The organism is Enterococcus gilvus ATCC BAA-350, from assembly GCF_000407545.1.
Classification (GTDB): domain Bacteria; phylum Bacillota; class Bacilli; order Lactobacillales; family Enterococcaceae; genus Enterococcus_A; species Enterococcus_A gilvus.
Map to the genome: position 1 here is coordinate 1 of NZ_ASWH01000005.1, position 17,387 is coordinate 17,387.

Annotated in this window: 22 protein-coding genes; 21 read left to right on the top strand and 1 reads right to left on the bottom strand. The window is 39.6% G+C overall.

The window, feature by feature from the left end; translation table 11 throughout:
* Window positions 1–614: 614 nt before the first annotated feature.
* The 6 genes from I592_RS20305 to I592_RS21820 all read left to right on the top strand — a co-directional run bounded on the left by I592_RS20305 (window position 615) and on the right by I592_RS21820 (window position 3,374).
* Complete coding sequence (locus tag I592_RS20305; protein ID WP_010782390.1) at window positions 615–875, top strand: hypothetical protein; 261 nt, start codon at window positions 615–617, stop codon at window positions 873–875.
* A 630-nt stretch (window positions 876–1,505) separates the two neighbouring features.
* Window positions 1,506–1,979, top strand: coding sequence for a hypothetical protein (locus I592_RS20315; RefSeq protein ID WP_010782388.1), 474 nt, complete (start codon window positions 1,506–1,508; stop codon window positions 1,977–1,979).
* Between the two features lie 181 nt (window positions 1,980–2,160).
* Complete coding sequence (locus I592_RS20320; RefSeq protein ID WP_016250225.1) at window positions 2,161–2,478, top strand: hypothetical protein; 318 nt, start codon at window positions 2,161–2,163, stop codon at window positions 2,476–2,478.
* Between the two features lie 88 nt (window positions 2,479–2,566).
* Window positions 2,567–2,857 (top strand): hypothetical protein, encoded by a 291-nt coding sequence (locus tag I592_RS20325; RefSeq protein ID WP_010782403.1) that lies wholly within the window; start codon window positions 2,567–2,569, stop codon window positions 2,855–2,857.
* Between the two features lie 98 nt (window positions 2,858–2,955).
* Window positions 2,956–3,165 (top strand): hypothetical protein, encoded by a 210-nt coding sequence (locus I592_RS20330; protein WP_010782404.1) that lies wholly within the window; start codon window positions 2,956–2,958, stop codon window positions 3,163–3,165.
* A 35-nt stretch (window positions 3,166–3,200) separates the two neighbouring features.
* Window positions 3,201–3,374 (top strand): hypothetical protein, encoded by a 174-nt coding sequence (locus tag I592_RS21820; protein ID WP_010782405.1) that lies wholly within the window; start codon window positions 3,201–3,203, stop codon window positions 3,372–3,374.
* Between the two features lie 209 nt (window positions 3,375–3,583).
* Here I592_RS21820 and I592_RS20340 read toward each other — a convergent pair whose 3' ends face one another.
* A complete protein-coding gene (locus tag I592_RS20340) occupies window positions 3,584–3,802 on the bottom strand; it encodes a ribbon-helix-helix domain-containing protein (RefSeq protein ID WP_010782407.1) in 219 nt (72 codons plus the stop codon).
* 222 nt (window positions 3,803–4,024) lie between these two features.
* Here I592_RS20340 and I592_RS20345 point away from each other — a divergent pair, with 222 nt between their 5' ends.
* The 15 genes from I592_RS20345 to I592_RS20410 all read left to right on the top strand — a co-directional run bounded on the left by I592_RS20345 (window position 4,025) and on the right by I592_RS20410 (window position 17,376).
* Window positions 4,025–5,389 carry a C39 family peptidase gene (locus tag I592_RS20345; RefSeq protein ID WP_010782408.1) on the top strand — a complete coding sequence of 455 codons (1,365 nt, stop codon included), beginning with the start codon at window positions 4,025–4,027 and terminating at the stop codon, window positions 5,387–5,389.
* Between the two features lie 23 nt (window positions 5,390–5,412).
* Window positions 5,413–6,138: a hypothetical protein gene (locus I592_RS20350; protein WP_016250226.1), complete on the top strand. Its 726-nt coding sequence runs from the start codon at window positions 5,413–5,415 to the stop codon at window positions 6,136–6,138.
* A 175-nt stretch (window positions 6,139–6,313) separates the two neighbouring features.
* On the top strand, window positions 6,314–9,577 hold the full coding sequence (locus I592_RS20355; RefSeq protein ID WP_016250227.1) for a VaFE repeat-containing surface-anchored protein: 3,264 nt from the start codon (window positions 6,314–6,316) through the stop codon (window positions 9,575–9,577).
* Window positions 9,578–9,651: 74 nt separating this feature from the next.
* A complete protein-coding gene (locus I592_RS20360; protein WP_016250228.1) occupies window positions 9,652–10,614 on the top strand; it encodes a class A sortase in 963 nt (320 codons plus the stop codon).
* Window positions 10,615–10,635: 21 nt separating this feature from the next.
* Window positions 10,636–10,839 carry a helix-turn-helix domain-containing protein gene (locus tag I592_RS20365; RefSeq protein ID WP_016250229.1) on the top strand — a complete coding sequence of 68 codons (204 nt, stop codon included), beginning with the start codon at window positions 10,636–10,638 and terminating at the stop codon, window positions 10,837–10,839.
* 25 nt (window positions 10,840–10,864) lie between these two features.
* Window positions 10,865–11,065 (top strand): helix-turn-helix domain-containing protein, encoded by a 201-nt coding sequence (locus tag I592_RS20370; RefSeq protein ID WP_010782504.1) that lies wholly within the window; start codon window positions 10,865–10,867, stop codon window positions 11,063–11,065.
* Window positions 11,066–11,079: 14 nt separating this feature from the next.
* Window positions 11,080–11,439: an ArsC/Spx/MgsR family protein gene (locus I592_RS20375; RefSeq protein ID WP_010782503.1), complete on the top strand. Its 360-nt coding sequence runs from the start codon at window positions 11,080–11,082 to the stop codon at window positions 11,437–11,439.
* On the top strand, window positions 11,432–11,569 hold the full coding sequence (locus tag I592_RS21825) for a hypothetical protein (RefSeq protein WP_167540801.1): 138 nt from the start codon (window positions 11,432–11,434) through the stop codon (window positions 11,567–11,569). The genes I592_RS20375 and I592_RS21825 overlap by 8 nt, the downstream gene beginning before the upstream one ends.
* A gap of 13 nt (window positions 11,570–11,582) precedes the next feature.
* Complete coding sequence (locus I592_RS20380; RefSeq protein WP_010782502.1) at window positions 11,583–12,986, top strand: peptidoglycan DD-metalloendopeptidase family protein; 1,404 nt, start codon at window positions 11,583–11,585, stop codon at window positions 12,984–12,986.
* Window positions 12,987–13,149: 163 nt separating this feature from the next.
* A complete protein-coding gene (locus tag I592_RS20385) occupies window positions 13,150–13,371 on the top strand; it encodes a hypothetical protein (protein ID WP_010782501.1) in 222 nt (73 codons plus the stop codon).
* Window positions 13,372–13,454: 83 nt separating this feature from the next.
* On the top strand, window positions 13,455–14,351 hold the full coding sequence (locus tag I592_RS20390; protein ID WP_010782500.1) for a hypothetical protein: 897 nt from the start codon (window positions 13,455–13,457) through the stop codon (window positions 14,349–14,351).
* Window positions 14,352–14,364: 13 nt separating this feature from the next.
* Entirely contained in the window at window positions 14,365–14,565 is a 201-nt protein-coding gene (locus I592_RS20395; protein ID WP_010782499.1) for a hypothetical protein, read from the top strand.
* Window positions 14,566–14,567: 2 nt separating this feature from the next.
* Window positions 14,568–14,780, top strand: coding sequence for a hypothetical protein (locus tag I592_RS20400; protein ID WP_010782498.1), 213 nt, complete (start codon window positions 14,568–14,570; stop codon window positions 14,778–14,780).
* A 21-nt stretch (window positions 14,781–14,801) separates the two neighbouring features.
* Window positions 14,802–15,938 (top strand): hypothetical protein, encoded by a 1,137-nt coding sequence (locus tag I592_RS20405; RefSeq protein ID WP_010782497.1) that lies wholly within the window; start codon window positions 14,802–14,804, stop codon window positions 15,936–15,938.
* Window positions 15,931–17,376 carry a hypothetical protein gene (locus tag I592_RS20410; RefSeq protein WP_010782496.1) on the top strand — a complete coding sequence of 482 codons (1,446 nt, stop codon included), beginning with the start codon at window positions 15,931–15,933 and terminating at the stop codon, window positions 17,374–17,376. Before I592_RS20405 ends, I592_RS20410 begins: the two co-directional genes overlap by 8 nt.
* The last annotated feature ends 11 nt before the right edge of the window (window positions 17,377–17,387 follow it).

A 17,387-nucleotide genomic window follows, 5' to 3' on the forward strand; every position in this document is an offset into this window, starting at 1 on the left:
AAAAAAAAAGAGTTGCTATTTTTGACTGATGTGTTACTCTAATTCTGAGAAATACGTTAGAGAACGTAAGTTTTTTATCTTTACGAAACAATAAAGTAAGACTGAATATATATCTGTTTTGCGTCGGTAGGAAGCCGACAAAAAGCAAAGACAGCAGCCGCTCTCAGTTCTCTCCTCCAAAGGTCTTCGACCTCCTTTGGTGGATCAAAGCGAACTGAAAGTTGCCGTCGCCTGAGACGGGTAGCCACTGCCTTATACCGTTGCAATTAAGCAACGACATAATCATACCATATTTTTGCGTATGCTTTAACCCATTTATTTGTGTTTTTGTGTACAAAAGGATCGAGTGATCCGTCCCAATGATTTTTGGATATATAGGGGAAAACTCAGTGTGTTTGTGTTTGCCATAGCGAGTATTGAGGGAGGGAGACTATACCTAACGGGTGTAGTCTCCCTCCTTTTTGTTGTCGGTTTCCTACTGGCGCAAAGCAGATGGTCAGTTAGTGCTTGTTGCATTCACGAGAAAAACTAAAAAAATCACTGCCTCTTAACAAAGAAACTCGTAATTCGTGGATGCAACAGTGCTAAAAATTAACCGAAAGTAGGGAAATGACATGGAAGCATTGGAGATTTGTTCGTTTAAAAAACTACAAGAAGAAGCAACAACGATCCGTCTATTTGATAAATCCATTTGGGTCAATATGAATCATGGGTTGTTTATGAATTGTCGAACCAAAGAGGCACAAACCATCATACGACTTTATCCGTTGATTCGAACCGCAGTCGGTCCCGGCGGGGTCGTCTTCGCTAAACGAAAACATCGAAAGGCAGACTTGTGCCGCATTCGAAAATTCAAAGCCAAAGTGCTTCTCTAACAAATTTTTTCCTGTTTGCAAGTTAAATCTAACTTGTACGATCCTTGAAAATTGCATATCGAAGAAGAGTATCGTTTTTAGAACGCATGTATCTGACTGTCTAGCAGCGTTGGTACTCAAAAGGAGGACAGTACCCGAGAAGGTTAGCGTCTCTTGGGAAGTGGTCATTTTCGCTTTTCGAAGATAAGCAGCGCAGGTAACCGTCTCCATGTTAAATCCGTGGGACTATCTGCTTGTAGAAGGATTTCTAATGCTTGCATCATCTGCTTGAAGTCGAAATTTGACAGGTTGTCCGTTAGCCAAAAACGGCGCGTTCTCACTAATCGTAAAAGTGTCTAGCTAATTTTTTAATTTGCAAACAAAAGAAAATTTGTGAGGGGATCAAATGAATGAGGTTCGAGAGCTGGTCGCTTTCATGCGATCTGGTAAGAGAAAAGAAATCTTGTTAGAAGAATATTTATTCTTGCGAAGAAAACAAAAAAAGTGGAATAAAAAGAGGGAATATCGTCTATTGAATCAGCTCGAAAAGAGCGAAGTTCTTTCTGTTGGATACCAAAAAAGAGACGATGAAATAAAAAAAAATCTTATACTCCACAACAATTAAAGCATAAAAAAAGGGAGTGAAACGAAATGGTAGGGCAATGGGGGTTGTTTGCTTTGGCGTTTCTATTTCTGTTGTTTTTGGTCATCTATGCGTTGGCTCATTGGCAGCAACTGAATCGGAACCAACGTGTGGGTTCGATATGCAACATTATCACGATGGTACTTGTCTCACTTACCGCATGGGTAATGATTCAGACGAGTATGTTGGTTCATCAAGAAGACGATTCATCCGTCATCATGATTGAAAGAGACAATGAGCGCCAAGAACTTTATGAAAAAGGATCAGAATCGTTAGAGGAAAATAGAAAGGTCATTTTGAATGATGATGAATGGAAAAAGCTTCCGCATGACCAACAACAACAGTTAGTATGGACAGCAAGTATTGTCTTAAAATGTTCGCCAAATCAAATTATTTTCGGAGAGATCTCTCATCCTAAAAATAAAAACGGCGACTATTTAGCTCAAATGTTGCTACAAAAAGCAAAAAATAATCACAAGTAAATAATATGGCTATGAATAAAAAAATCAGAGACTAACGGATCAAAAAAATTCAATCTGTTTGAAAATGAATATTTGCTAATCTGCAATTTGTCTGGTTTGAGTCTAATGGTGTCTATGTTTAGAGAACTAGCTGAAAAGGGAACATATTTTTGAGAAAGATTTTAGTGAAGGAGAGGAAAACATGAAAACAGTATTGACCAATAGCAGCGATTTTAAAAAGTTCATCAGAAACTACGTACAGACAGGGACAAACCGAGTCTGTACTTACAAAGGATTTACGCAGTGGGCGGAAAACAAGCAAGTTAGAATCGTCTCACATAGCGGGAATGGGAGTATCGGACAAGCCATTTTCGCGTCTGTATTGAAACATGAATTCGCTGTCGAAGTCCAGTACCAGTATACAACGGAGGGTCAACTCGAAACGGTTTATCTCGTAGGTGAAGAAAAGGAGAGAAAAAAAGGCTCTCGATTAGTTCGACCAGAATTTTTAGTCAATTAAAAGAATAAGAAAGGCACATTTTTTGTTTTGATCCCAAAAAGAATCAATCAACAGAATGGGATAACATGGATATTGAAAGGAGAACAGGATGATCTTGTACGCAGTAAATCAATATCATTTAGATACCAAAATTGGTGATACCGTTTATTTTCTGAAAGAAGACGAGATGAAAAAGTATCTAAAAATGAAAAATGAAGAGCAAGTAGGCGCTTATAGAGGATTCTCCTTTGATCCTTTATTATCTATTGGTAAAAATGGACAGAGGCAAAAGGAGAGTTTTAAATCTTTCGCTGAATTTTCAGGATGGGTAAAATCTGAATATTCTTTTATAGTAATGGATTTGTACTCAACGATAAAAAGAATAGACCACTCAGGGTGACTGATTGACCTTTTAGGATTTTCGTCTATCATTGTTTTCTCATGACACCTACTATTAAAATGAGGATTGCTATTTTTTCTATAGAAAGAGTGGAATGTATGAAGTTGTATATCATCGAAACAAAAGAATTAAAGAGGGTGTCACCAGAATGGAAGCAAGTTGCTGTATCTAACGTATTGGCTGAAAATTCATACAAGGCATTAACAATTGTTAGTCAGCAATACCCTTCGGATCAACATAGCCACAACATTGTTTCCAGTATTGAAGTGAAAAACAAAATCGTTATTCGAAGCTTTTTCAGTCAATAAACGAGGGGACACCCTACTAGAAAGTAGGGGACACCTTGACTACCGATAAAAAACGAAAAAAATATGCACTAACTGAGGAAACACTCGTACAATTAGATTATCTAATTAAGCAGAAACAGAAGAAATCAAAAACCAAGGTTTACCCTTGTCACGTATTGGAGGAAGTGATCCATCATGCTTATGAAGTCGAAAAAGCATTCGGACAGTGAAAACTTCGATTGTTTGAGCGCGCAAGAATTAAAGTCCGATTTCAATAAGGGGCTGCTTATCACAGTGCTATGTTTTGTATTGACGTACATTACCTATAAACTGGGTGATTGTCACAAAGAAGCGTTGTTTTGTACGAAGTTATCACTCGTATCTACTGGAATCATTGGACTATTTTATTTGAAAGCAAAAAACGATTAAGAACAATGTCTTAATCGTTTTCTTGACTATCTAGGATTTGTTGAATTTCCTCTTTAAGTAGCGGGGAAGCTTGATATTCAACTTCAAGTCCTTTTTGAACAAGTAGTCGAATGGCTTTTGATCTTGTCTTAATATCTTTTTTAAGGGAAGTGTACGCATCTACTTCTTTTGTCAAATCTTTAGGAAATGTTACAGGTATTCGATCGGTTTTCTCACGATTAATCGGCATGGTGTTCAGTCCTTTCAAGAAACATTATAAAGTGACGCTACTTCTATTGCAATACAAAAGAGTAAATGGTATATTATTAATATAAAGTGACGCCACTTTTAGAAGCCAACAAAATACTTGTCCTTCAAAAAAGTGATTTATACTGAATAAAAGTCATTTATACATTAAGATTTACTGTATAATGACAATTATAAAACTACTAACTCAAGAAAGAGGGAAACAATGAAAAAGAAGTGTTGGAAATTATTAGTCGTTGGTTTATTAACGGTTCCACTAGGACTCGGAGGGATCGTTCAAGCTGAAAGTGCGTTGCAACAATCGTCTCAGACGGTTCAAACAGAAACAAGTACATCCGAAACAGCACAAGCAAACAAGCTAGAAGTGAGTCAAACAGAGACACCACAAACGGAAACAAGTCATGAGGAAGAAACGAGTCAGGACAAGGCAGAACAGCCAGACAGTCCAGACGTGACGAACCTAAATCCCGCCAAATTAGCTGTTCCTGAACAGGAAGTAATGGTTCCTGATCCAGAAACAAATGAAATTGCGGAAGAAGACGCGAAAAGTGCGTCACTACCTGTTGAAGCCTATGCAGCAGCGACATTAAAACCCGTTTATCGTGTGTATAATCCGAATTCAGGGGAACACCTGCATACATTAAACGGTGGTGAAAAAGACAATCTAATGTCACTTGGCTGGGTTTATGAAGGCATTAGCATGCAGATCGACGGCAGCGGCAGTAATTTATACCGTGCCTATAATCCGAACTCAGGCGAGCACTTTTACACTAAAGATTCAAAAGAGATCGACAAGATCAAACGCGCAGGGTGGCGTTATGAAGGCGTTGCTTGGAAAGTGCCAAATGGCGGACAGAAAGTTTACCGTGTGTTTAATCCAAATGCTCGTGACGCAGGCAGCCATCATTACACGTTATTAGAATCTGAAAAAAATGATTTAGTTAGACGTGGGTGGAGATACGAAGGCGTTTCTTGGTCAGTCACTGGTGGCGCAGTTCCCGCTAAATCAACAAACATCATTAACAGTGTACCGTACGTTAGCCAATACACACCTGTTAAAGCACCGTGGGGATGTGCCTCTGCTTCATTAGCTATGATCCTTGGATCAAAAAACATCCGACCAAATCTTAGAACGATGCAAGATCGTTTGCCAATGTATCCAAGTAATCCGAACGGACAAAAAGGAAACGTCTATACGGGTGCTGGTTTCGGTTGGGTCATCAAACCGAATGCCTTAGCAGCTTACGGGAAAACTTATGGCGGAAATACGGTGGATATTTCAGGATCAAATACGGTACAAATTATTAATCGCGTGTTGAATGGTCAACCCGTTCTCTATTATGGCTTTTCGTCTTATCAAAAGAACTCGGATAAAAACAGAAACCATTGTAAGGTGATCGCTGGGTACAATAACGGAAAATTCTTAGTTTATGATCCGTTGTATTATTCAGCTAATGCAGGCGCAGGCAGCGGCGGTAAAAACATGTTATATGATCGCGGTGCAAGAGCTTGGGTAACAATGGGTCAATTCAATGCCGAGCGAGACGGACGAGCACTAACAATACAGTAAATTAAAAAAGGAGAGCATAAAAAATGAAAAAGAATATGTTAGGTAAAGTAGTTGTTGGTTTAGGTATCTTATTAGGAGTTGGGGGCGTAGCCTTAGCAAGTACAACAGACGTTGAAGCATCAACGTTGTATCGTGCGTATAACCCAAACACGGGAGAACACTTGTATACCCAAAATGGGAACGAAATTCCATTCGTGGTTCGCGCAGGGTGGCGCAACGAAGGCACGGCATGGGAAGCACCAAGTAAAGGCACGCCTGTCTATCGGATGTTTAACCCAAACCGCGGGGGAGATCATCATTATACCGTCAACACCAATGAAGTAAACATGTTGAAATCTAAGGGATGGAGATATGAAGGGGAGTCTTGGAAATCGGGCGGATCGACACCTGTATATCGCTTGTACAATCCGAATGCTCGCTCAGGTGCTCATCATTTTACGACACTAGCATCTGAAAAGAACAATCTAGTTTCTAAGGGATGGAGATATGAAGGTGTTGCATTTTATTCAGGTAAAGATCAAGCACCAACACCACCGAAACCAACTGAGCCGACGAAACCTAAAGAACCTACGATTGTTAGTGGCTCTGTGGGAAATACAGGAAAAGTATTTAATACGAATATGGAAGCATCAACTTACGGCGAGGACGAATGTTTGAAAGAAGGTTCACCTTATAGTAGATATGTTGTAATCACAATATTCTATTCAGATGGAAGTAAAAAATATTCAGTTTCACTTTATGCAGAATAACCAACTATAATTTAACTGTTCAAGACCAAGAAAAATAATTCTTGGTCTTTTTTTGTCGTCAGGAGGGATAACCTATGCAAAAAAATATTTGCATACGATCACCATAAGGGGAGTGTATCACCAAGATGGAAAAATAAGATTTCCATCTTTTTTTATTTCGAAAGGAGAAAAATATATGAACCGATTAAAAAAAATTGCGGCTTCTCTAATGTTACTGTTCACTTTAAGCGGACAACTAGCACCCAGTGTTCAAGTGTTTGCGGAAGAGGTAACTAAGACTGAATTTTCAAGCACTGTCGCAGAGAATAAGGAAGAAAAAGAATCAAAAGAAACAAAGTCTTCTCAATCAAAAGAACTGACTGAGAGTACCACTATTAGTGGAGAACAAGATGTTGACAAGCCAGAAATCGGCGAAAGTCAAAATTCGAATGACAGTCCAAAAGTTGAAAAAGAAAAAGATGTAAATGAACAGTTAGCCAAAGTTCTAAAAGACTACGGCTATTACATGACAACGGATGGTCAATTCTTGTCAGCTACTAACGAAAGTGTGCGTGAGAACTGGTCGGAATTTTTGGATAAAGTACAAGAATTGCGTTCTCAGTCAACTCGTGCTAAACGAGCTTTATCAATCGTTCCTTATGCAGGGGTGAGTATCTTTGTCGATCAAAACTACTCCATTCCGACTGTTTCATGGGACTACTCAAATGGTATACATGAAACGGGATTTTATGCTAAACGTGACGCATCAGGCGGTTTGCTTTGGTGTGTAGCTCCCGGTAATCCGTTAAACTTTGGTGAAAATGGTGGCTATACTACCGAAGAATTGAATCAACAAAATTTAGTTATCGCTAGTTTGATTGCTTATTGGGGGTATGAGACGCAGCCTTCTGTAGAGAATGCTTTCTATACAGAACACCATATCCAAAATATGGGAACAGGTGTATCTACAAGTAATATCAAAGACCCTTCAGGACGTGTCAGCCAAGTTGGTTTTGAAGCATGGATCAAAGAAACAAACAGAAAAATCAATTCATTTTTGACTAAACCAAGTTTTGATAATAAGAGTTTTACACTCAAAAAAGGTGAAACTATTCGAATTGATGATACGAATAGCTCTTTATGGGCTTATAAAGTTTCAACAAATAATACGAAAATGAATGTCTCAATTGATGGTAATACATTGGTTATCAAAGCGAATGGGGATGTAAATGACGGGAACGTCCAATTAATTTACAATGTACCTAAATCTTATGAAGGTGCAACATTAGTCTACCGTCATCCATACTCTCAGGAATTACTTCACGCAGCAATTAAAGACCCAAATATTACTAGATTAAATATTAAAGTCCAAAAAGAAGGCAAACTGTTACTCAAAAAAGTTGATGATACGGGGAAAGCGATTGCTGGTGCAGAGTTTAAGTTGGCTGCCAATGACAAGACGACTAAAGCAACCACGAATGTCAATGGTGAATTATCAACCCCTGATTACAACGTGGGAACGGTCGTACAATATGAAGAAACAAAAGCGCCTGCTGGTCACTACATTGACCCTGCTACATCTAAAGGATCAGTGACTCTTAAAGAGGGCACAAATACAATCAAAGTTACCAACCCTCGTTTTGCGAACCTAACGTTAGTGAAAACAGATGACAAAGGGAATAAAATCGAAGACGCTAAATTCAACCTTACTTATGACGGAAAAACGCATGAAGCCGTTTCTGCTAAAGATGGAACACTAGCTGTTAAAGGCTTGAAAGCTGGAACGAAAGTAGATTGGGAAGAAATCGCCACGATCAAAGGGCATTACATTGATCCTGAGAAATCAAAAGGTTCAATCACTGTTAAATCAGGTGAAAACACCATCAACGTGAACAACCCAACACTGAACTTTGGTATGGATTCTCAAGCAAGCAACACCGCTGGTCAACAATTTATCAACCCATCAAAAGGTCAAAAGTTGGTCGATCAAGTGATGATCGAAGCACACCAAGCACCAGCCAATGCGCAATTACGTTTGACGACTGATTTTGTAGAATTTGGCACAGGTCAACAATTAGGTGAAAAATCGCTAAAACAAGTCACTGAATTTGAAGCCAAACAAGCAAAATTTGTGAAAGCCATCAACCTAGATTTTGATGCAACAAACATGCACGGCAAGAAAGGCGTCTTCACGAACGTATTAGAATACTACAATCCTTCGACGAAGGAATGGGAAGAAGTCGCCCGTCATGACGATTTGAAAAATGAAGCAGAAGCCATTCAAATTGTGAAACCAGAAATCCACACAGAATTGTTCTTCTTCGATCAAAACAACAAAGAAACGAAACTAACGGACCCACTGAAACAAGTCAAAGGATTTGACCGTGTCTTCTACAAAAACTTGATTGCAGGTGAAACATACGTCTTTGATTTAGCTATGATGCACCGTGAAACTGGAAAAGAATTTACTGATCCAAGCGGAAAACCCGTGACAGGTACGTTAACGGTTGTCGCAGGCAAAGACGGAAAAGTAACCTCTAAGATCAATGCAAAAGAATACTACGAAAACCTTGCAAAAGAAGAAGCAGAAAAAGAGTCGGATAAAGAAAAAGAAGAAACAGATAGCAAAGAATCTGAAACAACGAAACCAGAAAACAAACCCGAAGTGAAAGCAACTGACGCAACAGAACAAGGAACAGATACAGAAACTCCGGCAGAAGAAACCGAAGAATCAACAGAATACACACCATTGGTAGACGTTGAGTTATTAACGGGTTCTGTAGACGTTCCTTTCGTAACGAACTTGTCAGCAGCTAAAGGAAAAATCATGGTTGCTTATGAAAAATTGTCACACAACGACACACCAATCGCTCACGAGAAGGACATCAAGAACGAGAAACAAACAGGAAAAGTTCGCAATCCTAAGATTGGTACAAAAGCGTTAGTAAACGGGAAAACCGAAGTCACAACAGACGGCAAAATCACATTAACTGACGAAGTGGCTTTCGAAGATTTGACGCCAGGTGTTGAGTACGAACAAAAAGTGACTTGGATGGACGCACGCACGAAAAAACCAGTCATGATTGACGGCAAAGAATTAACATCAACGATCAAATTCACACCAAAAGAATCAACTGGTACAGTAACCGTGACCATCGAAGATGTAGCCGTTCAACAATTGTTCGGAAAAGACAGCAAGTTCTCATTGGTTGCCTTTGAAGAAACCACATCAAAAGGTGAAAAGATTGTTGAACACAAAGACATCAACGATAAAGGCCAAACAATCACCATTATTAAACCAGTTACACCAGCGACACCAACTTCATCTAAAACAGTAGGCACACTACCACAAACAAGCGGAACATTAGGAAATCCATTCGTATGGATCATCCTTGTTCTAGTGATTGCGGCAGGTGCTATTTTTGTTTCTATGAAGAAAAAACGTCACGAACAACAATAATATTTTTTTGTCTAAGCGTCCGTTATCGGATGCTTAGACACTATTATGTGTCTGATGTTGAACAGGAGGGTATTGTGAAAAAAGCAGTGGAAGCTCTACCTATTTTATGGCTTGTTTTTGGGATTGTTTTAGCGTGTGGGAGTTATTATGGCTACTGTTTATTGAAGCAGGCTGATCGCAATGCGGAACAGATGACACACCGAATTGAACCCAAAAAAACAAGTCAGAAACGAACGCAACAAAAATCAAAAGAAGCGACATACACGACCGATCAAATCAAACCAGTGACTCCCGAAGCGTTTGCGGACGCACAATTACAGTATGAAAAAATCGTGAACCAGTGGGGAATCGGCGCACTCTATATTCCAAGTGCAGGGATTCAAACCAAACTATTAGCAGGAATGGCGAATCAAAATCTGATGGTAGGTGTAGGCACTTATTACCCAAATCAACAATTAGGAAAAGGAAATTATGTAGGCTTGGCACACAACCTTGTACAAGGCGGTGGTGCTTTAGGGAACTTGCCTAAAACAGCCTTAAATCAAGTGTTTTACGCGACAGACTTTACTCGTGTGTATGAATATGTGGCAACGAAAAACGAAGTTGTCAACCAATCACGAGGGGAGTTACTAGAAGTGCCCAAAAGCAACGAGGATGCTCTTTTGACGCTGATACGTTGTGAAGGGGGTTTATATACAGCCAATCGTGCAATCGTTCAGGGAGTATTTCATAAAAGCTATCCAGCAGATCAAGCGAGCACAGAGGTGAAGCTTGGTTTAGGCTTGGTTGAAGAACGGGCGGTTAAACCAATAGAACAGCCAAAAGAAAATAAATCAACGGAAAAACCTACTGAAACAAGTAAAGCCAATCAGAATCAAGAATCGAAAACAAACAAACGAAACAAACCAATTTATTCAACGATTCAGCGCGCGTGCATTTCGGCTTTTGCGACAGTGAGTCAGTCACCGATCCTACTTTCTACAGGTTATCTAGTTCTATTGTCGGTACTTTTGAAGCTAGCGACGTTTGGTAAGTAATGGAATGAGAGGAAGAATCATGTGACACAAATTTGGACAAATATTGAAGCAGTAATGAAAGAGAAACAAGTTACAGCTTATCGGCTGGTGCAGGTAATAGGCATCCATAAAACAAGTATTTATCGATTGAAAAACGGTGAAACCAAACACCCAAGATACAAATTGATTTGCCAAATTGCCGATGCGCTGGGTGTGCCTACGGAAGACTTTAGAATTGATGTATAAAACATCAAAGGAAAGGAACAACTGTATGTGGGAAAAAATCGAGCAGATTTTGATTGAAAAAAAGATGACCGAAGAAGAACTTCACAAAAAATTATCCCCCGCGGGGAAAGAGAGTATACGAAGAATTAAAGCAGGCGAAACGCACAGTCCAAGCTACGATCGAGTGTGCGAAATCACGAAAATATTGGGCGTCACGACAGACGCTATTCGACCTGTTGATTTTTAGAAGGAGGAAAAGGAGTGCCCTTAAAAATTTATACGGAAAGCAATTCATCGTCACGAAAAGTCGTGAAGTGGTTGAATGACCACGACGTCGAATTCATCGAGGTACGATTGAAAACAGACGTCCTGACGAAACAAGAAATGAAAGGATTGTTGTCCTTTACGGACAATGGGTTAAGTGACTTATTGAAGCGAACTACGCAAGTGAACTTTGACGATCTCCCTTTAAGCCTAGCCATTGACCGATTGATCGCAGACCCGCAACCTTTGAAAAGTCCGATTTTGTTTGATGGAAAGAAACTCAGAATTGGCTTCCATGAGGATGAAATTCGATGTTTCATTCCTCGGCAACAAAGACTACTCACAAGGATTGGTTAACAATGGAAGGAGAGAAAGTATCGTTGGTATGGTAATCGCTTTTGCGGCAGGAGTCAATATAGGCGTTCTTTTGATGGTGCTATTGATTGCAGGGAAACATAAGGATAAAATAAACGATGGAATCGAATAGGAGGAATAATTGGATGAAGAAATTTTCAAGAATCGCGTCTGCTTTGTTATTGTCCTTGCAGACGTTTTTAATGATCCCGACCCACACCTTTGCGGAGGAAACACAAGGAAAAGAAGCGACTGAACAAGTCCATCAAGCAACGGAAAGTAGCGAAACAACAGAGACCACGACATCGAGTTCGTCATCGAGCAGTGAATCATCGACGACACCGTCGAGTGAAAGCAGTACGACACCAAGCAGTGAGACGCCACCTTCAAGCAGTACGACAAAGCCTTCGGAATCAACGGCACCTAGCCAATCAGAACCACCGAAAAAGGAAGAACCAAAGAAGGACGTACCAAAGGAACAAGAAAAGCCAAAAGAAACACCCGCACCACCAGTGAGCCAACCGACACCGGAGGCACCACAAACGCCACAAGAAGCACCGACACCGAAAACGCAAGTCGATCAAAGCGCAACAGCGGACTTGTCACAGACGGTTCCATCTAGTACCGTCACACAAGACGGGGCGATCCACTTCGAAAAAGATGAATCCGTGGAGAGCTTCATTCGGAAGATTGGTGAGCCTGCACGCAAAATCGGAAAAGAGCATGATCTCTATGCGTCTGTCATGATCGCACAAGCGATCTTAGAGTCTGCCAGTGGTCAAAGTGGTTTAGCCCAAGCGCCAAACTACAATCTGTTTGGCATTAAAGGGACGCACAATGGAAAATCAGTCTCAATGGCAACCGAAGAAGATTTCGGAAACGGGAATCTATACGCGACACAAGCGGGATTCCGTGTCTATGAAAACTATGAAGATAGCTTGACGGATTATGCGAAACTAATCAAGGAAGGTATCTCAGGCAATTCAAACTATTATTCAGGTGTTTGGAAGTCCAATGCAAAAACGTATCAGGAAGCAACGAAGTTCCTTACTGGTAAATACGCAACCGATACCAGTTACAATCAAAAACTGAATGGCTTAATTGAAACCTACGATCTCGTTCAGTATGACAAAGAAGTGCAAGGCGCATCTGTAAGCATGAACGGTTACAAAGTACCCGTAGACAATTACACGATCTCGAGTCCTTATGGCAATCGTGGTGGAGAGTTTCACCGTGGACTGGACTTTGCGGCGGCACAAGGCGAACCCATTCATGCCAGTAAAGCGGGAACTGTTCTAAAAGCGGAATACCACGACTCGTGGGGCAATTACGTTGTGATCGAACACAACGACGGTTCAACGACACTCTATGCGCATCAACAACAATACGCCGTTAAAGTGGGCGATAAAGTGGAACAAGGGCAAACCATCGGTTATGTTGGCAGCACGGGTAATAGTACCGGCGCTCATTTACACTTGGAGGTTTGCAAGGACCGCAGTTTGTCTCAAAACATGCTTGTTGATCCGCAAACGGTTCTATTTGGAAACTAAAATTAACACAATAGGAAAGAGTCAGGCACTTAACGAAAAAATGTTGAGTGCTTTTTTTACGTTCAAAGAAAGTTCCCGTTCGTTAAGACGAACTCTCGTCTTTGCTAAGGCATGACTCACACGCTAATGCGATCAAGCTACTTTAAAGGAGGGAAGATAAAAAATGAGAGATATCGGTCCGCTTTATTTGAATAGATTGGAAGGAGATATAGTTTTTGTTGATCCCAAGAATGAATTTCTTCATAGACAGTCAAATGTAGATGTCCTAGGAAAGCCAGGGAAAGATATTAGAGCAGGGCGACTAATAGTTGATGAATGCCACAATATTTATGATCCAGAAGTGGATCGATTCGTTGAAAAATTGCGAAATCGTGGAAACAAATGACAACCAAATAGCGAGTAAATTTGATAAAGAGGTCAATAAAAAATAAAAGAGTGCTCAGCGTAAGGGGCTAAGGAGGTGAAACAATGAGTAAGGATGAAGCGTTGATTAAGGGCACGATTGATACAATCTTAAAATACACCTATCCAAACGAGTATAAGCATTATTTGAGTTACTTTATTCGTATCCGCCCAAAGGAGTTAAAAAGTAAGCATGCGCATTATATTCGCAGAGAACGCATGATTGAGGTATTTAATTTATCACGAGAATCGCGTTTTTTACTGATCACGTGTATACATGAAATTTCGCATCATGTCGAATACGAAGTATACGGAGATTCTGGTCATGACAAGAGTTTCTATGAAATCATGTTAGAGCTCTATTTAACGGCTGTGGGATTAAAACTCTTACAACTTTCTGATATTACTGATCAGTTTGATACAGCGGACAAGCGCCGTATGATTAGTTATTTTGGTGAGCCACTCGATTGGGAAGTACCTGTGATACCTGATATGGAGAAACGGATGTTGATTGTTAAAGATGGTCGTTCTTTTAAGGATCGCTTACGTTCCAGAGAATTTTATTGGTTTACGGTGAGTCAGACCTGGCAAAAAGAATTTCCAACGCAACAAGCAGCTGAGCAAGAATTGTCTGAGTTGCTGCCATTTTCTAAAAGGGATAACTTCTTGATCCGTCCAATAATATCGCCAACATTTTTATCTTACTATTATATTGGCATTGAAAATGGGTACGAGTATCGCTACGGGTTATCAGAGCTTGGATACTTGTGGGAAGGGTACGGAGTCAAAAGAATGTGGGTAAAAAAAGTAGATGCTCAGAGTTATTACGAAGAATTAAGAAAACTGACTCCGTTTGCGGGAATTGAGTATAAAAAAGTGACGCCCAAAGAAATAAAAACCCCAAGCAAAAGAAAGAAAAAGTCACAAAGTAAACAGAAGTATAAAATCGATTACCACGTGTAGAAAGGAGAAAAGTATGGGGAAAATTAGTCAAAAGGAACTAGCCAAAAAGAGAAGTATGGCTAAGCTGTTAGTTGAAGTGAATGGTGGCGATTTTGATGAATGGTTGGCCGAAAAATATGACCAAGCAATTACAGAAAATGAAACAACGATTCACGATGCGTTGAAATTTTATCAAAAACGAAACAACAATACTCAAAAAGTTGTAGGGGGATAACAATGGAATTTATCTTATCAAAAATCTCAATCATTATGAGATTTGCTCAAGGTTTATCGGGAGGATATGCCGCATTAATGTTGTGTCAAATGGGTTTCTACTATATGACTAAAAACCGGCAAAAATTAGAAGAAGCACAAGACGGTATCAAAAACATCATTGTTGGTTTATTGATTTGTGGTGGTGCGGAGATGATTATTCAGTTCTTCAAATAATGGATTGAAGGAGGAGAACGCATGTACGTTCGTTTTCAAACAGATAAAAAACGTCTGAATGGTCTGCTTTCTTCCGGTAAAAATTATTCGATTACTGAAGCCGATACTAAGTTGAAAGAGCTTTGTGCATTGCCAGAAACAAAGCAAAAGAATATTTTTTACATTGAAATTTATGAGGATAAGAAAAATCGAATATTCCGAAGTGATTTTGAAGCTGGAGAAGATCAAACAAATAATATAATTTTGTTAATTGAACAGCTGTTAGAGGCGAATTTTCCCGATGAAAGTCCGGAAGAAAAAAGAGAACTCCTCCAAAAAATCAATCACGCATTGAAGGAAGAACGAACGCCAACTAAGCAGATCGAGATAGAATCTTATGAAGGTATTAAAAGACAACCAAAGGAAAAAAAAGAAAATCAACCTATTCAATGGCCTGTATCTAAACAAGGCTTTTTTTTATTACTTAAAAGGGCTAAATTGCCGATAGTTGTTTCGTTATTGTTACTAACTATCGGCTCATTGTCTTTTATTTGGCTCAATGGTTCGACGAGCACAGCGGATCAATCAGATAGTTATGAAATGTTACTCAAGAAAAGAGAATACCTAGAAGCGTATGAACAGTATCCAGAGAAGGAGGGTGTATTGGTAGAAACTTTATATATAGATAAAAACAGAGAAGTTCTTGAAGAACTATCTAGTAAAGAAAAATCGAAACTAGCCGATTTTTATCTCAATTTCTTAGAAGAAAACTGGGAGAAGGTGACTTCCATGAAAGACGTAAAACTGAATGAAACGGTTCAAGCCATGCGGGGATACGCTTATTTGAAACAGGAGAAGGTGACGGAAGCAGAAATCATTAATAAAGAGATCCAAAATGAAACGTTGACTGAACAGATCAATACACAGAAGAAAGTTGAAGCATATCAGTTATTAAAGAAAAAGGATGTTGAAGCAGCAGAAAAAATAAATTCTACTATCAAAGATACAGAACTAACAGAAGATATAAAAGTGACGAAAAGTATCGTTAATTTACTGAACAAGTACCAATCAGATCGGAACAATAAAGAATTGTCGGATAGCGAGAGAAAAGAAGCAGACGAGAACTACAAAATGTGGGAAGAAAATCTAAAACAATTAGGAGGAATCGAAAATGAGTGAAGACAATCGGTTGGATTTACTTAAAAAAAATAAAAAATTTGTTTTGATCGGTCTTTTTTCATTGGCTCTTTTTGGAGGAGCAATCACCTATGGTTTGAACAATGCGGACAAGACAGAACCACCAAAAACAGCACAAAGTGAAACGACTCCCAAAAAAGATAAAAAGAAACAAGCTTGGGAAAAACAGGTAACAGGTGAGTCAGAGAATGAAAAAAAGAAAGAGAAGACAACTACAGATAAAGTGCTTGCAGTAATTGTTGGAGAAGACGACAGTGAAGATTCGCGAGTGTTCGGAAAGGAAATAAAAAAATCAAAAACACCAATGTTAAACAAATTAGCAGTAGCCATTGACGAACAGGAGCAGAAAGTTGAAGCTCGTCTATCAAAGAGAAATGTTGCTGAGGCGGCAGAAATTCCTAGAGAAACGAAACCTAGCGAAAAATTAGGAACTGACGATAGGTTACCTAAGCTTCCAGGAACAGATAAAGAAGTAGAAGCGCCAGTGATTGTTGGACCGGAATCTCCAATAGAACCTACACCGCCAGTCAAACCTGTAGACCCTCCTGTAGAGAAGCCGGAAAAACCGATTGATCCCCCAAAACCACCGGTAGAACCGGATAATACGGCAGAACTTACGGAAAAATCAAAAAATGAATTAAATGCTGCAAAGGAAAAGGCAGATAATTTAAATTCTGACATCAGAAAAGTAGCTGAGGAATTGGAACAGCTTGCAACCATCAAAGAAGCGACAGAAAAAAGTGCCGAAGATATTCAACGTGATCTTGATAAAGTAGCTGCCTTAATATTGGAATACAATGCGTTGTCGGCTGAGATTAAACAATTAATCGAGGTTGATGGAACGGTCTTGCCAATTAATTATGAACTGTATAAGGAAACCTATGAAAAACTTGGACAGAAGGTAACTGAGATTCAGCAGGTACAACAACAGACGAATACAGCTGTTGGGGACATGGAGAATACAGTCGCTTCTGCTAAATCCACGAGTGATGAGTTTGAAAATAAGAAAGCAGATTTTAACAATGGGACACAAAAAGAAGTTGCCCAAGCAAAAAATGAGATCACTACCGCAGTTTCTACAGCAAACGACAAGCCCAAGGTCGCAGAAAATGTTGCCAGTGAAGTGAACGCAGCTGAAACAGCATCAAATGAGTTAACGCAGACGAATAATGACGTAACAGAACAATTCAACAAAATGGATGGCGAGACTTCTCAGCAAGCTGTAAGCGACGCTGAAACAACGGTTCAAGAGGTGAAGGAAGCTGTAGATACAACGAGCGAGAATGTAGCGGCGGTTGTTGACGATTATCAGTCTCTTCCAACTCCTGCAAGCCAAGAGCCTCCCGCAGAATCTGTTCAACAGCCTGTATCTAGCACCCCTGTGCAACAAACAAATGAAACACAGCAAATAACTAAATAAAGGAGAAACTG

Coding starts and splice junctions, on each gene's coding strand:
- I592_RS20305 (WP_010782390.1), top strand. CDS start 615: ATGGAAGCATTGGAGATTTGTTCGTTTAAAAAACTACAAGAAGAAGCA.
- I592_RS20315 (WP_010782388.1), top strand. CDS start 1,506: ATGGTAGGGCAATGGGGGTTGTTTGCTTTGGCGTTTCTATTTCTGTTG.
- I592_RS20320 (WP_016250225.1), top strand. CDS start 2,161: ATGAAAACAGTATTGACCAATAGCAGCGATTTTAAAAAGTTCATCAGA.
- I592_RS20325 (WP_010782403.1), top strand. CDS start 2,567: ATGATCTTGTACGCAGTAAATCAATATCATTTAGATACCAAAATTGGT.
- I592_RS20330 (WP_010782404.1), top strand. CDS start 2,956: ATGAAGTTGTATATCATCGAAACAAAAGAATTAAAGAGGGTGTCACCA.
- I592_RS20340 (WP_010782407.1), bottom strand. CDS start 3,802: ATGCCGATTAATCGTGAGAAAACCGATCGAATACCTGTAACATTTCCT.
- I592_RS20345 (WP_010782408.1), top strand. CDS start 4,025: ATGAAAAAGAAGTGTTGGAAATTATTAGTCGTTGGTTTATTAACGGTT.
- I592_RS20350 (WP_016250226.1), top strand. CDS start 5,413: ATGAAAAAGAATATGTTAGGTAAAGTAGTTGTTGGTTTAGGTATCTTA.
- I592_RS20355 (WP_016250227.1), top strand. CDS start 6,314: ATGAACCGATTAAAAAAAATTGCGGCTTCTCTAATGTTACTGTTCACT.
- I592_RS20370 (WP_010782504.1), top strand. CDS start 10,865: ATGTGGGAAAAAATCGAGCAGATTTTGATTGAAAAAAAGATGACCGAA.
- I592_RS20380 (WP_010782502.1), top strand. CDS start 11,583: ATGAAGAAATTTTCAAGAATCGCGTCTGCTTTGTTATTGTCCTTGCAG.
- I592_RS20385 (WP_010782501.1), top strand. CDS start 13,150: ATGAGAGATATCGGTCCGCTTTATTTGAATAGATTGGAAGGAGATATA.
- I592_RS20390 (WP_010782500.1), top strand. CDS start 13,455: ATGAGTAAGGATGAAGCGTTGATTAAGGGCACGATTGATACAATCTTA.
- I592_RS20395 (WP_010782499.1), top strand. CDS start 14,365: ATGGGGAAAATTAGTCAAAAGGAACTAGCCAAAAAGAGAAGTATGGCT.
- I592_RS20400 (WP_010782498.1), top strand. CDS start 14,568: ATGGAATTTATCTTATCAAAAATCTCAATCATTATGAGATTTGCTCAA.
- I592_RS20405 (WP_010782497.1), top strand. CDS start 14,802: ATGTACGTTCGTTTTCAAACAGATAAAAAACGTCTGAATGGTCTGCTT.
- I592_RS20410 (WP_010782496.1), top strand. CDS start 15,931: ATGAGTGAAGACAATCGGTTGGATTTACTTAAAAAAAATAAAAAATTT.